This window comes from Anaerobacillus sp. QJM3NY_17, assembly GCF_056173665.1.
On record NZ_CM149685.1, the window covers coordinates 705,142 to 719,690 of the forward strand.

The window sequence follows — 14,549 nt, forward strand, 5'->3', positions numbered from 1 at the left end:
ATGGAACATTTAGATATGCATCATATTTTTGAACTTGGACTTATCCTTACTATGATTGCAGCGGGTATTACAGCGATAGCTAAGAAACTGAAGCAGCCTTATCCGATTGCCCTTGTGATTATTGGCACTTTAATCGGATTGTTTAACATTCCCGTACTTGAACCGCTTAAAATGTTTATTACGGAGGGTGACGTTTTTAATTTTGTTATTTTAACGATTTTCCTTCCTGCACTTCTAGGGGAAGCAGCGCTAAAATTGCCTTTCTCCCATTTAAATCAAAACAAAAAGCCGATCATTGCCCTGGCTTTTGGTGGAACCTTCCTTTCCTTTCTAGTGATCGGATTCTCAACACACTTTCTTCTTGGATTATCAATTCCAGTTTCGTTCGTCTTTGCTGCATTAATGAGTGCAACAGATCCCGTTAGTGTATTATCGATTTTTAAAAGTATGGGCGTAAATCACAAACTCTCTACAGTAATTGAGGGAGAGAGCTTATTTAATGATGGGCTTGCAGTTGTTTTATTTAAAATATCAGCCTTCTCTCTTTTAGCTTATCTTGATATGGGCTGGGGCGGCTTAACGAGCGGTGCTTTTGAATTCATAAAAGTTGTTGCTGGTGGATTGCTTGTCGGTGGAGGATTAGGATATGCGATTTCAATCCTTACAAAGTACTTTGATGATTATCCACTTGAAATTATTTTTAGTATTCTCCTTTTCTATGGTTCCTATTTAACTGCAGAAAGTATCCATGTTTCCGGGGTTATTGCAGTAGTTGTAGCAGCTTTAACGTTTGGTAATTTTGGTTCGAAAGTTGGAATGAGTCCAACAACAAGATTAAATATCAACAACTTTTGGGATGTTGCCGCTTTATTAGCAAATTCCATTGTTTTCTTAATGGTTGGTCTTGAAATTACTCGAATTAATTTCGCCGATCAGTGGGGTACGATAGGACTTGCGCTTTTAATTGTTCTAATAGGTAGAAGTATTGCAGTCTATGGAAGCACCTTACTTGTTAAAGGTCTTCCGTGGTCATGGAGACATGTCCTTAATTGGGGCGGTTTAAAAGGGTCGTTATCCATAGCGCTAGTCCTTAGTCTTCCGGGAGATTTTGCAGGACGAGACACCGTTTTGATTCTTACATTTAGTATTGTTTTATTTTCATTAGTTGTTCAAGGTCTAACGATTAAACCACTAATTAGCTACTTCGGTTTAAGAGCGAAGCATAGCGGATCGAAAGAGTATGAAGACATTGTTGCGAATCTGCATCGTCATGAAGCTGGAGTTGCAGAAATTAAAAAACTGAAGACACAGCTATTCGTTCCCGAACCAGTTTTTTCTGAATTGTTGACAAGTTACCAGAATGAAATTGACAACAGTCATCGTGAACTTGATGCTTTATTAGATCAATATCCTGAACTTAAAAAAAGTCAGTTAATTACGTTACGAAAGCACTCACTTTATGCCCAGTACGATAAAATTAACGAGCTAGAACAAGAAGAAATCATTTCAGGTGAAATAGCTGGAAAGTATAAAGAACTATTAAATAATGGCCTGGCGGATTTTGAAGAAGAAGAAGTTGTGAAAGATTCGAAAAGAAAACATTAAGCTGCTACATTTGTAGCAGCTTTTTCCTTTGGCTTGCATATCCTAGTAAAGAAAGGGACAAAGCACGTGCAATGATGGGAATATTCCGTTTATTATTAAATGATCGGGGTATTGTTTACAGTAAGTAAAGCAATAAGGTATAGTGTAAAAAGTCATTTTCAACCACAAGAAAATAACTCATAAGGAGGACTTTTGAGAGAAAATGCCTTATCTTCAGACCGATCGTCTGACCATTATTCCTTTCTCATTTGATTTAATTAAAGCTATGACTGATAAGAAAGAATTAGAGAAGCTGTTACATGTTGAAGTACCTGAAGAGTTTAAAAATGTGCAGTTCGAAGAATTCCTACCTTTTCATCTAAATGACTCTGCTATTTCAAGAGTGAGTCACAAGTGGGAAGGCATATTGATTCATACTTCTGATGAAAAAGTAATCGGCACGATGGGATATAAAAATATGGAAGCGTCAAGTAATCTTGAAGTTGGGTATCATCTGATACCTGAGTATCGTAACAAGGGGTACGCCATTGAAATGGCCAGCGCCCTCGTTAACTGGGCATTTCCAGACGAAAAAGTGAACAATAAAGTGTCTTCAGAAGAAGTAAACAACGTCATGGAACGAATTGGATTATCAAAACTAACGGTTGAACCACCTGTTGTTAAAAACAAAATAGATGAAGAAAAATTCATGAAGGAAAATGAATATATGTAAAACCCTACAAAAAAACTGTAGGGTTTTTTTATGTGAATTTCGCGTGATAATCATTAGAATCCATACCTTCAGTGATACTTACAAAAATAGAGGAATTTGGAGATTTTTGTCGAATATTTTATGGTATAATCATCATTGCTTTGAAAAATATGTAACTGCATGAGCGGGGTAAGGAGCTAATATGCGTTCACCTATACGTAATGAAATCAAGATTGAGGAAGAAAGACGGGCAAATAAGTTATTTATCTTTCTGTTTTTTGTATCCGTTATTTTATATGATGTGTATCGGTTTATTATTAGTCCTTTAATCGATCCCGATACGACTATGATCTTGCTAAATGAATCGAAAGAACTCATTCCACTAATGATGATCTATGCCATCGAATTTTCATTAATTCCTATTTCCAAGTGGTATTCAAATAGAGAGCAGCCTTTTGCTACAAAATATCTCTTTTTTGTAGTATTCATGACGACTGCCCTCATTACAGAGATTTTTCGCTACATTGGAACAGACGAGATGTATGCTAGCGGAAGCCCGGTGGAATTATTCTTTGTTTTGTTCTCTCCTTTGTTCGTGAACAAACGGTTTTATATCACTGTTGTGGCTGGAATAACAGGAAAGTATGCCATAATGGGCTTTCTTACGATGTCGCCAGTCGTTGTATTTCCGATTCTTATACTTCTTTTATTTTCGGGAATTACGTTTATTATTTTAAATCGCTTCCAATCCTATTTAAACACAATTGTGAAATCGTATGAGCAAGCTGCGCATAATGAGAAGTTAGCTTTTATTGGAAGGATTGCGACTGGAGTCACTCACGAAATTAAGAACCCTTTAACTTCTCTTAAAGGGTTTGTACAGCTGCAAGAATTGGAGCAAACCTACAACCCGAAATATTCTAAAATCATGCTACAGGAGTTAGAACGATTAACGATAATCGTCAATGATTTAATGGTGATTGGCAAGCCACAATCAATTAATTTGAAGCCGATTAGCTTAACGAATTGCCTCGAGTACGTTGTCAGTTTATTGCAGCAGGAAGCAGAAAATAAGCAAATCACGATTTATACTAACTTTCCTGAAGAGCAAGTTCAGATCATGGGGGAAGACGTTAGGTTGAAACAAGTTATACTCAATTTGGTGAAAAATGCGATGGAAGCGATGCCTGATGGAGGAGAAATTCGCTTGAAGCTTGTTAATGATGGTGATTGGACAACTATTCATATTATGGATAGAGGAGTTGGAATTGCCGAAGAAGACATTCCGCATTTAGATCAAGCTTTTTATACAACCAAAGAAAATGGGACTGGGCTTGGTTTAATGGTCAGCTATAAAATTGTAGAGGATCACCATGGTAAAATTGACGTACATAGTGAAGTGAATCACGGGACAACTTTTTCAATTAGCTTTCCCATACTGTCACATTCCTTAGACAACACAGTAGTTAATTTGGCGTCATACCAGGGAAATAAAGAACATACCCTGTAGAAAAAAATGAAATGACGTTAAATATCAAACAATATCAAAAATATCACATATTTAGGAAACGACCGTCATCTCTCGTTACAATAGAACTATAAACAAATCAAAAGGGAGAAAGGGTGACCGGGGAATGGGTTACTATGACGATAATCAATCAAGAGCGAAACAGACAAAAAGAGGTATGAATTGGTTTTTACCGAGCACTTTCGGCGCAATTGTCGGAGCATCCGTTATGCTTGTTGCGGCGCCGCTCGTCTCGAATGTAGAACAGTCTTCAACAAATCAAGCGGCGGTAACCACTACTGCAAGTGGGGATGTTGAAACTTCCAATGTAGCATACAATGTCTCATCTGATATAACAACGGCTGTTCAAAAAGCACAGGATGCTGTCGTAAGTATTACAAGCTATCAAAACCAGGGTAGTGGATTTTCTTTAGAAGATCCATCTGGCCAATCGGGACAGGCTGCAGCATCAGGGTCTGGTGTTATTTACAAGAATGAGGGCGGAAAAGCATATGTTGTGACTAATAATCACGTAGTTGAAGGGGCATCTTCAGTAGATGTAACGTTAAGCAATGAGAAAAAAGCAGAGGCGAAGGTACTAGGTACGGATGCGTTAATGGACTTAGCTGTGTTAGAAATTGATGCGAAGAATGTTGAAGCAGTTGCGGAACTGGGTTCTTCTTCTAGCCTACAAACAGGGGAACCTGCTATTGCGGTTGGGAACCCATTAGGTTTCCTTCAAGGATCTGTGACGCAGGGAATTATTAGTAACCCAAGTCGAACGATTCCTGTCGATCTTGACCAGAATGGACAACCTGATTATGAGGCGGATGTTATTCAAACAGATGCATCGATTAATCCAGGGAACAGTGGTGGTGCATTAATTAATATAAAAGGTCAATTAATTGGTATTAACTCATCCAAAATTGCAGAAGAAACAGTTGAAGGCATTGGATTTGCGATTCCGATTGACGATGCGCAACCGATCATTGAGCAGCTTGAAATGACAGGTGAAGTGAAGCGTCCAGTAATGGGGGTTACACCTGCCTCGTTAGCTGAAGTTCCAACACAGTATTGGACTGGTACGCTTAATCTACCTGAAGGTGTAGATAGCGGAGTTGTTCTTATGGGCATTGCTCCTAATTCCCCAGCTTCAGACGCCGGATTGAAAGAAAGGGACGTCGTCGTTAAGCTTGATGATACGGAAGTAAAGGATTCAGCCGCACTTCGTAAGTACTTGTATTCCAATAAAAAAGTTGGAGATAAAATGGATGTCACGTTCTATCGTGATGGAAAACAACAGACTGTTACAATGACTCTAGCTAATCAGAATGGACTGTAAATATCAAAAAACCCTCTGGATCATGCATCCAGAGGGTTTTCGTTATGAATGGGCTTTTTAGCACCATTGATTTTTGTGAGAAAATAGAAGACAGGCGTATCTAAAAGAGCAAGCGCCATTTTAATCACAAATTGTGAAAGAATCATGATCCATATGTTTGGGACAGTTCCGATAAACGCAATTGTGATGAAAATGGTTGTATCAAGTAGCTGTGATGTCAGTGTACTCGCGTTATTCCGAAGCCACTTATGACGGTCAGCTGTACGCTTCTTAATCGCAGAGAAAATATAAACGTCTACGTGTTGCGAAACGAGATAGGCTGCAAGGCTGGCAAGAACAAATCGATAATTCTGACCTAGTAGAATTTCATAGGCTGCCTGCGTATCAGTTGCAAAAGGTGCTACAGGTAGAAGCATACCAAGATAAATCATAATACTAGCAAAAATTTGCGCAATAAATCCATACTGAACGGTTCGTTTTGCTTCTTCTTTCCCGTAGTTCTCGTGAATGATATCTGTGAATAGAAACGAAAAGGCGTACATCACAACGGCCGCGGGAATCACGAAACTTCCGATCATCACCACTTTTCCTGCTAGTACGTTTGCGATCACAATGGAAGTCGCAAATAACACGTTAAACAGAACAAGTTGACGGTCGATGTATTGGTTCGTCATATTATGATGCTGCTTTCTCACGAACAGCTGTTGTTTTTAGCTCGATACCGCCTCGTGCTGATTGATAAACAGTAATTGTAACTTTCAAAGGGTCGATTGCGTAGACAACATCATCTGCGATGCGGGCAGCTAGTGTCTCGCAGAAGCTTCCTTCGTCACGGTAAGACCAGAGGTAAAATTTCAGTGATTTTGACTCGATGCATTTTTCATCGGGTACATATGAAATTTCAACTCGTCCAAAATCAGGCTGTCCTGTTTTGGGACAAACTGCTGTGAATTCGAGTGCATTAAACGTGATTTCCTGAACGTTTGGTGCATCAAATGCTTCGTTTTTTATTACTTCTCGTGCTTGTTCTACGCTTTCCGGACGAGGCATTGGTCCGGAAGAAGGTAGCCATGCTTTATCCATGCTATTCATTCTAATTCCTCCTTTAGTTTTGATGAAGCAGGAAGGTTACGAACTGCTGTCATACAACGTTGTCTATTATAACAGAGCAGCATTCTGATGCGAAGAAGGAAGTTCATGTCAAATTTTTTAGTTTAGCTTTTAACATAAAGGGAAAGAAAAAACTAGCTAAGTAAACTAAGAAAGACAATAGGAGGAATCGTCATGCAAACGACAACGACAGTAAACGAAGAAAAGAACGGAAAGCTTGTTAAAGGTATTTTGGTAGGCGCGATCGTAGGTGGCGCTGTAGCTATGCTTGATTCTACAACTCGAAATAAAGTACGCTCAACAGCAGGAAACGTAAAGGATTCTTCAAGAGGTTTCTATACACGTGTGAAAGAAAATCCAGGTGAAGTGAAGGACGACTGGATGGATCGTATTCAATCAGCATCTTCCGTATTAAAGGAAGCTATGAACGATGCACAATCACTTTATGAAAAAGTAAATGATGAAGTGGTTGATCAGGTGAATCAGGTAAAAGAAGATTCAACAGAAGTGATTTCAACAGCGAAAGAAGCTGGAGAAGACCTGCATGAAATTGGAAGTAAAGTAAAAGAAGCAGGTCAGGAAGTATCTGATTCTAGTGAAAATCAATATGAGCCAACAAATATTCCAGGAAGCGAAACGCGTACACCTGGAAATACATCTTCCAATCCGAATACGAGCTTGTAATTGAACGAACATCACGATATAAAAGATTAATGAAGGATTAACAAAGAAGGCTTCCGCTTATAAAGAGCGGAAGCCTTCTTTTTAATTTAGTTACGAAATGTAAGATGCACCAATGATTATTAAAAGAATAAACAAAACAACGATTAACGCAAAACCTTGACCGTAACCACTCATGATTGTTCCTCCCGTCAATATGTGTCGCTTCTTTACTAACGTATGTTGGGAGGTGGAAATGTGGACGTAGGCATTAGCCCTTTTTGGGTGGGCAGGCTATATCGTTTGGATAGCAGAAGCAGGGTAGTCCGTAAATATCGCTGAACAACCGAGTTTTTGGAGGTTGGATACTTGTAGAGGATCATTTACTGTGAAAGCTCGCACAGGAATTCCGCGCTTCTGGGTGTTTTTCATTAAATGTTCATCCACTGCCTGCCATTCTATGTGAAGACTTTGAGCTCCAACGCGTTGAAGGTAGTCCCATGGATCAATGATTTTTTCCATTAAAAGAACTGCTGTTTCAATTTTATCGTTTTTTTGTGCGAGTTTCTGAATACTATAATGATTGAAGGATGACAGAATGGTTCGGTCGCAAAGCTTATAGTAAGTAAGAAGATCCAGGACGCGATCTTCTAGACTATTATACGGAAAGACGCCATTCTTTAGTTCAATGTTTAGGAGTAAAGAAGTGGAAGAAACCCATTCCAACACGTCTTTTAATGAAGGGATCGACGTGCCCTGAAAGCGGTTGGAGAATGTTAGGCCAGCGTCTAATCGGATAAGATCTTCGTAAAGAAAGTCTTTTACAAAACCGATGCCATTCGTTGTTCGCTCAACTCGTTCATCATGAATAACAACAGGGACAAGATCTTTAGTTAATTGAACGTCGAGTTCGATTCCGTGAGCACCAGCTCTATGAGCAGCCTGGAATGAAAGGAGTGTATTCTCAGGGTGCGTACCTGATGAACCGCGGTGTCCATAAATTTGAAATGAAGAAGCCATAGGTCACCTCTTTCTGATTTGGATTTAGAAATCCATCTATGTAATGTATTCGCTCATGGATTCATTTTTCCTTTGATTTCATATATCAAGTTCATGCTAAAGGAGAGTTTGAATCAATTTGAATGGATTATGATAAAGGTGTGTTATGCCTGTTATAAGGAAGGGAGAGAATAGTGTGTCTAAAGGAGTTGCTTTACCTGAAGCTCACTCTCATTATTTTCGTGGGAGCATCGAAAACCGATACAATCATCACCATTTAAGTATGATAGGTTTTAGTTTGCCTGTAAATGGGACTTCGTTTGATCAACATGTTCACCGTATTGAAGGGATTACGGTAATGGATCAGGGTCACCAACACCGTTATAGCGTTCGATCTAGTCCGCCGATTACATTACCTGGTGGTGGTCATTATCATACGTTTAGCGGTGAAACGATATCAAAAGAAAAGCATGAGCATTATTTCTCTGGTCAAACGAGTCCTCCTATAGGAAATCCTCCAGCGGATTGGTAGATCAGTTAAATGGGGTGTTTTCCTTCAATGAATTGAAACCTAAGCCTCATGATTGGCAGTTATTAAAAAAGGCGATGCACATGGCATCGCTTTTTTTACATTTTAATTTCTCGTTTGTTTTGATAAAACGTGAATGCTAGGGCACCAATCAGAATCGTGCCTTTAATAATATCTTGAGCATAATAAGGAACATTCAACATTGTTAGCCCATTTAATAGAATTCCAATTAAGACAGCTCCAATGAACGTACCGAATGCATTTGGTTTTCCGGAACCAAGTACAGAATAACCAATCAATGCTGCGGCAACGCCGTCCATAAGTAAAGGTGCACCGGCAGAAACCTGACCAGTTCCAATTCTTGAAGCAAGAACAATTCCAGCAATTCCGGCAAACAGTCCGCTAAGTACGTAGGCGAGCGTACGATATCGTTGAACCGCAACACCTGATAATCTTGCAGCTTCTCGATTACTGCCTGTCATGTAGAGTAATCTTCCCGCTCGTGTATAAGTGAGAAAAAGGTGAACGAGAATGACGCAAACAATCATAAAAATCGCTGGAAAAGGAACGCCCGCGATTTCACCCTGGCCAATAAAAAGAAAAGATGGAATGAATTTGCCTGGGGCGGTTGTCCCGTCACTCATAGGCATATTGTTGTAAATGGAAAAACCTTTCGTATAAGTTAGTTGAATCCCATTCACGATATACATAACGGCTAGCGTTGCAAGAAGATCAGGGATTCTTATTTTAATTGTTATGAAGGCATTTATTAAGCCAATCAATACCCCGATCAGAATAGGAATGAGTAGAGCGACGAGAAGTTCTTGCCGATACCAGACTAAGGCAGATGCGCTCGCAACAGTAGCGAGACTAACGGTTGAGCCAACAGATAAGTCAAAACCTCCAACAATTAATGTAAAGGTAACACCGAGTGCAACGAGTGTCACAATTGAAATGGAGCGAAGGATATCCGCAAAGTTACTGTAAGTAAGAAAGCGATCGTTAAGAATAGTGAAGATGAGAATAAGTCCAACGATGACGAGTAACGTACCATATTTGACGAAAAAGCTGATCACTTTATCCTTGAATGGTGAGGCGATCCCTCTTTGATTTTGTGTTTGTACGAGTTCAGCTGCTGATTTCAATCTTCCTACCTCCTGTAGCTGCTTGCATAATGGCTTCCTCTGTCATCTCTTCACCTGTGAGCGTGGCAGTAATTTCGCCATCGTACATGACAAGGATTCTATCTGATAGATCAAGAAGCTCTTCGATTTCGCTGGAAAAATATAAAACCCCTTTCCCTTGATCGGCAAGCTCTTTTATTAGAGCTATCACTTCGGCTTTGGCTTTCACATCAATGCCTTTTGTTGGTTCATCAAAGAGAAATACTTTCTGATCATCGTATAACCATTTTCCGATAGCTGCTTTCTGTTGATTTCCCCCACTGAGATGATGGATCGGTTCTTTAGGTGAAGCTGCTTTAATGCCGAGCTGCGTTATTTGCCTGGATGAATAATTTTCCTCTTTTTTTCGATTAAGGAATCCTCTGAGCGAATGACGCCGTAGAGAAGGGAGCGTTAGGTTTTCTGATAATGAGAAATCGAGTAGAATACCCGATTTTCTTCGCTCTTCTGGTACAAGACAAATCCCGGCTTTAATCGCGTCAGCTGGAGAGCGAAAGCGGTATGTTTGGTTGTTAATGTGAACACATCCTCTTGTATGCTTTGTTGCTCCAAAGAGGGTTAATGCTGTTTCCGATTTTCCTGCACCTACAAGTCCTGCAACGCCAATGATTTCTCCATGATTCAATAAGAAATTCACTGTTTTTCCAGTCTCGGGTATAAAGAGATTCTCAGCCCGCATTAAAGCATGACTCGTGCTCTTTGTTTGACGGGGTTCTTTTTTTCTAAGGGTTGATCCAACCATACTGGAAATGATCTCATCCGCTGAAACAGTTTTTGTTTCAGCGGAAAGATGAACTTTGCCGTCTCGTAAAATCGTAAAACGGTCGCTTATTTCTTCTATTTCTGGCATGCGGTGAGAAATGTAAATCATCCCCACGCCTTTCTTCTTCAGTTTGTTAATAAGATGAAATAATAGCTTTGTTTCCTCTACACTAAGTGGAGCAGTTGGTTCATCCAGGATCAAATATTGCGTCTCCTGTGCCATTGCTCGAGCAATTAAGATCATTTGTTTCTCTGACAGCGAGCATTCGCAAGCCAGTTTATCAGGTGTTAAAGTAATACCAAGAGAGTTAAGTAAATCTCTTGTTCGTTGCCGTTCTTTGTTAGAAGAATAGCGTTTGAAAGGAGATTTATTCATTGAGTCAGCCCAAATATTTTCAGAAACGGATAGGGTAGGAAACAAAGCCGTATCGACTTCTTGTACAACTATTCCGATGCCAGCTTTTTTTGCATCGGAAGGTGTATGAATCGGTAGAGGTTCTCCGTTAAGTAAAATAGAACCGCTGTCTCGTTCATAGTCTCCACAAACCATTTTCATAAGCGTGCTTTTACCAGCTCCATTCGTACCGAGCAGGGCGTGCACTTCGCCTGAACGAATCGTTAGGGAGACGTTTTTTAATACAGGGATATTTCCGAATGATTTAGAGATGTTTTGAATGTATAACTCACTCATTTGCTATCATCCTGTTGCGTTAATTTCTCCATCCACGGAGAAATAGCTGCGTCAGAAGAGCCCCAGTCATCGACGTAATTGCCTAATTCACTCATTGAAATGGTTTCGTCTGGTAAATCAGATTGTTTTACTAGATGCGGATCAAGTGAGAAAATCTCAGGCGTTTCTTCTCCAGCAATTTTCTGATAAGCAAAACGTACTTGAACACGTCCTACTTCCGCCGGATCAGTAGCGGCAGATGAAAGCCATGGGCTATTATCCTTTTGCATCATTTGGAGATCTTCGTCACTCATGTCGATGCCATAAACTTTGATTTCTTCTCGACCAGCTTGCTCAATGGCACGAGTAGCGCCTTTCGCAAATTCATCCCATGGGGCAAATACAGCATCAATATCTCCTTTGTTTGGATATTGCTTTAGAATAGTTTCCATTTGGGTTTGGGTATCAAGAGCTGTATTAGCACTCGCGGTCCCGAACTTAGCGATTTCATTGATTTCTGGATAGCGCTCCTGGAAGGCCTCATAAATCGCATTTCGTCGCTCCATGGGCGCAAATCCTCCTACCCACACATAGACAATATTTCCTTCACCATTTAAATCTTGAGCAAGCGTTTTTAATGTATTCCATGCAAGACTATAATCATCTTGATCAATAACTGTTACACCTGGCACGTTAATATCGCTATCAAACACAACGACAGGTATGCCTTTATCAACGGCTTTTTTCACTCCAGCTTCGAGTGCATCTGCTCGGCCATGATCAATTAAGATCGCATCGACTTTTTGGTTGATGGCTGTATCAAGGTGTGTAGCCATCTTGGAAAGGTCATTATCAGCATTATAAACTTGAACGCTTCCGCCAAATTTTTCAACCTGATCTTCAACTCCTTTTACGTACTGGGAAGAAAATGTACCGAGGGATGCTTGCATAATCGCTGCTATTTTGATAGGTTTTTGAACTTCTTTTGGAATGTCTGAAGAAACTTTAGACGTTTCTTCACCCGTGTTCGCAGTTGCCTCACTTGATTCCGTATTGCTTGCTTCTGGTGCACTTACGGCATCTTGCTCACTCGTACAAGCTGCAAGCACGACGAGAAGAAGAATGGATAAAATAAGTCCTAAGCGTTTCATGAATGTACCTCCGTGTTTTTAGCGTGTGGGAAAGCAAGATGAGCAAGGTTTTCAGCATACGGTGTTCGAACGATACCGTGCTCCGTAATGATTCCGTTAAGTAATTCATTTGGCGTCACATCAAAAGCAGGATTAAATACACCAATGTTTTCAGCTGCAACACGTTCACCTTTATAGTGCGTGACTTCTTTCGGGTCTCGCTCCTCAATCGGAATCGCTTCTCCGTCAGGGATCGAGTAGTCAATTGTTGAGATGGGTGCAGCAACATAAAAAGGAACGTTGTATGCTTTTGCGATATGGGCAAGGCCGAGCGTACCAATCTTATTAGCTGTATCACCATTTGCAGCAATCCGATCAGCACCGACTATAACTGCAGCGATTTTCTTCGTTTTTAAAACGTGAGCTACCATACTGTCTGTAATAAGCGTAACGTCAATACCAGCACGCTCAAGCTCCCATGCGGTTAATCGAGCACCTTGTAGAACTGGTCTGGTTTCCGTCGCAATTGCAGAGATGGAGAGACCGTTTTCCTTTGCCAGATGGAGAGGCGCAAGAGCAGTCCCGTATTTTGCTGTTGCGATCCCACCTGCATTGCAGTGTGTGAGGATGGTATCCCTATCATTTAATAGCTTCAGACCATGTTCTCCAATACGCTGACAGACAAGTTCATCCTCTTTATGGATAGTAAGTGCTTCGTGCAGAATCGCTTCTTTCATTTTTTGAACTGTTGGTAAGGAAAAGCTAGCTCGGATGATGCGATCGATCGCCCAAGAGAGATTAACTGCAGTGGGACGAGAGGAGGCAAGATATTTTCCTTGGTTGACTAGCGCTGTCTTGAACGCTGTTGCTTCGTTTGTTTGAACATGCTGACTCCAAAGAACAAGACCATACGCTGCGGCGATTCCAATGGCTGGTGCTCCGCGGACCACAAGGGCAGAAATGCTATTCCAGACATCCTCGATTGCCGTTTGCTTAAGGTAGATCTCTTGTTGTGGAAGATGCCGTTGATCGAGGAGTAAGAGATGATCACCTTTCCACTGGAGTGATGAGATAACAGTCATTTAAATGACCTCCTTGATTGCTTTAATGTATTGTTCAATCGAAGTGATGCTTTTTCGGTCTAAAATAAGTTTTTTTCCAAGGGTAAGCCCCTTTTTTTCCACAGCGAGTTTTACTCTTGGATCACTGATCGTCTCGATCTCTTCTACATGAGCAAGTCCAATCGTTCTTCGGATGATTTTACAGCCGGAAAATCCAATGCTATCGACAAAAATAGATTGTAGAAGAGCGTCTAGGTATCCTCTCGAATAACGATTATCTTCTGAGAGATGGTCGTCCCATAATGATCGGAAAGTAGATTCAAATACGTTCCAAACCTCGGTAGTGACGCCAAATAAATAAGCGAGGTATCCTTCTTTCTCTTCTTCTGATCTATGGGCCTCCTGCGACAGGATACTAAGCGCAATATTGGCGATAAAAGCACCGACATCAAAACCAGCTGGCCCATAGAAAGCAAATTCTGGATCGATTATTTTGGTTGAGCTTTCCGTAACAAACAGGCTACCTGTATGTAAGTCCCCATGTATCAAAGCTTCTCCTTTTGTTAAAAAAGAGTGTTTGAGGGAGGGCACTTCAGTGAGGAAATCGTCATCTTCCCACAGCGATTCAACATCTGCTCGAAGCTCTTCTGTAAAGGCATTGCTTTCGGCATTGTAGAAAGGATCTGAAAATACGAGGGTTTCTGTTATGCCACATAAGTCTGGATTACTAAACCGTTTGGCAAGCTCTTTCTTATTTGCCGAACCAAGACCGTAGTCAGAAGTGAAAAAGAGCGTATGAGCGAGGTAGGTACCGACGTTTCTTGCAAGTTCAGGATATATACGTCCTTCAATAAGTCCTTTGCGTAAAATAGTGTGCGTTGATAAATCTTCCATAACCGTTGCGGCTTTTTCAGAGTCATGCAAATAAACGATTGGAGAAAAGTCAGGAACGAGCGAGTGAGCTTGCTTGAGCGCCTCGCTTTCAATTCTGGACCGATCAAGTGTAAGCGGCCAGGATTCGCCAACTACTTTGGCATAAGGCAAGGCTTGTTTGACGATCCAGGATTGTCCAGTTTTCTTGTGTTGAACATGAAAGACATAATTTAAATTGCCATCGCCAATTTCCTTTACATGAACAGGAGCGGTGCGATCCAAAAGCTCGTGATGCTCTAAAAATTGCACAACTGTTTCGCTTGTAAACGGTGTGTACCCTGAAGTGATCTGAATACCCATGTAAAATTCCCCTTTCAACTATTTATGGTTGTTGTATTGCATGAAGATCGGAATTTCGGCATAAAA

15 protein-coding genes are annotated in these 14,549 nt (G+C 40.6%); 6 read left to right on the top strand and 9 right to left on the bottom strand.

The window, feature by feature from the left end; genetic code table 11:
• The 4 genes from AC0VYV_RS03850 to AC0VYV_RS03865 all read left to right on the top strand — a co-directional run bounded on the left by AC0VYV_RS03850 (window position 1) and on the right by AC0VYV_RS03865 (window position 5,145).
• A complete protein-coding gene (locus AC0VYV_RS03850) occupies window positions 1-1,605 on the top strand; it encodes a cation:proton antiporter (RefSeq protein WP_194219944.1) in 1,605 nt (534 codons plus the stop codon).
• Window positions 1,606-1,807: 202 nt separating this feature from the next.
• Window positions 1,808-2,317, top strand: a complete 510-nt coding sequence (locus AC0VYV_RS03855) for a GNAT family N-acetyltransferase (protein ID WP_283152946.1) — start codon at window positions 1,808-1,810, stop codon at window positions 2,315-2,317.
• A gap of 181 nt (window positions 2,318-2,498) precedes the next feature.
• Window positions 2,499-3,806: an ATP-binding protein gene (locus AC0VYV_RS03860; RefSeq protein WP_194219946.1), complete on the top strand. Its 1,308-nt coding sequence runs from the start codon at window positions 2,499-2,501 to the stop codon at window positions 3,804-3,806.
• A 124-nt stretch (window positions 3,807-3,930) separates the two neighbouring features.
• Window positions 3,931-5,145 carry a S1C family serine protease gene (locus AC0VYV_RS03865; RefSeq protein ID WP_475374451.1) on the top strand — a complete coding sequence of 405 codons (1,215 nt, stop codon included), beginning with the start codon at window positions 3,931-3,933 and terminating at the stop codon, window positions 5,143-5,145.
• A gap of 20 nt (window positions 5,146-5,165) precedes the next feature.
• Here AC0VYV_RS03865 and AC0VYV_RS03870 read toward each other — a convergent pair whose 3' ends face one another.
• Both AC0VYV_RS03870 and queF read right to left on the bottom strand, forming a co-directional pair.
• Entirely contained in the window at window positions 5,166-5,819 is a 654-nt protein-coding gene (locus AC0VYV_RS03870) for a queuosine precursor transporter (RefSeq protein ID WP_194219948.1), read from the bottom strand.
• 1 nt (window position 5,820) lies between these two features.
• The gene (queF, locus tag AC0VYV_RS03875) at window positions 5,821-6,237 is read right to left on the bottom strand and encodes a preQ(1) synthase (protein WP_226615987.1); all 417 of its coding nucleotides are present in this window, start codon (window positions 6,235-6,237) and stop codon (window positions 5,821-5,823) included.
• Between the two features lie 192 nt (window positions 6,238-6,429).
• Between queF and AC0VYV_RS03880 the strand changes: the two genes are divergently transcribed.
• Window positions 6,430-6,939: a YtxH domain-containing protein gene (locus tag AC0VYV_RS03880; RefSeq protein ID WP_194219949.1), complete on the top strand. Its 510-nt coding sequence runs from the start codon at window positions 6,430-6,432 to the stop codon at window positions 6,937-6,939.
• A gap of 90 nt (window positions 6,940-7,029) precedes the next feature.
• On the opposite strand, the gene AC0VYV_RS03885 is transcribed toward AC0VYV_RS03880, so the two are convergent.
• Window positions 7,030-7,113 (bottom strand): YjcZ family sporulation protein, encoded by an 84-nt coding sequence (locus AC0VYV_RS03885; RefSeq protein ID WP_136948306.1) that lies wholly within the window; start codon window positions 7,111-7,113, stop codon window positions 7,030-7,032.
• A 96-nt stretch (window positions 7,114-7,209) separates the two neighbouring features.
• Window positions 7,210-7,935, bottom strand: coding sequence for a glycerophosphodiester phosphodiesterase (locus AC0VYV_RS03890; protein WP_194219950.1), 726 nt, complete (start codon window positions 7,933-7,935; stop codon window positions 7,210-7,212).
• Window positions 7,936-8,110: 175 nt separating this feature from the next.
• Between AC0VYV_RS03890 and AC0VYV_RS03895 the strand changes: the two genes are divergently transcribed.
• A complete protein-coding gene (locus tag AC0VYV_RS03895; protein ID WP_475366587.1) occupies window positions 8,111-8,446 on the top strand; it encodes a YmaF family protein in 336 nt (111 codons plus the stop codon).
• 95 nt (window positions 8,447-8,541) lie between these two features.
• Here AC0VYV_RS03895 and AC0VYV_RS03900 read toward each other — a convergent pair whose 3' ends face one another.
• From AC0VYV_RS03900 to mtnK, 5 genes are read right to left on the bottom strand one after another with little or no spacing between them, the layout of a single operon-like run.
• Window positions 8,542-9,516 (bottom strand): ABC transporter permease, encoded by a 975-nt coding sequence (locus tag AC0VYV_RS03900; RefSeq protein ID WP_303533234.1) that lies wholly within the window; start codon window positions 9,514-9,516, stop codon window positions 8,542-8,544.
• Between the two features lie 55 nt (window positions 9,517-9,571).
• A complete protein-coding gene (locus AC0VYV_RS03905) occupies window positions 9,572-11,080 on the bottom strand; it encodes a sugar ABC transporter ATP-binding protein (RefSeq protein ID WP_475374452.1) in 1,509 nt (502 codons plus the stop codon).
• The gene (locus AC0VYV_RS03910; RefSeq protein ID WP_475374453.1) at window positions 11,077-12,210 is read right to left on the bottom strand and encodes a sugar ABC transporter substrate-binding protein; all 1,134 of its coding nucleotides are present in this window, start codon (window positions 12,208-12,210) and stop codon (window positions 11,077-11,079) included. The genes AC0VYV_RS03905 and AC0VYV_RS03910 overlap by 4 nt, the downstream gene beginning before the upstream one ends.
• Window positions 12,207-13,271 carry an S-methyl-5-thioribose-1-phosphate isomerase gene (gene mtnA / locus AC0VYV_RS03915; protein WP_475374454.1) on the bottom strand — a complete coding sequence of 355 codons (1,065 nt, stop codon included), beginning with the start codon at window positions 13,269-13,271 and terminating at the stop codon, window positions 12,207-12,209. Before mtnA ends, AC0VYV_RS03910 begins: the two co-directional genes overlap by 4 nt.
• A complete protein-coding gene (gene mtnK, locus AC0VYV_RS03920) occupies window positions 13,272-14,483 on the bottom strand; it encodes an S-methyl-5-thioribose kinase (RefSeq protein ID WP_475374455.1) in 1,212 nt (403 codons plus the stop codon).
• Between the last annotated feature and the right edge of the window lie 66 nt (window positions 14,484-14,549).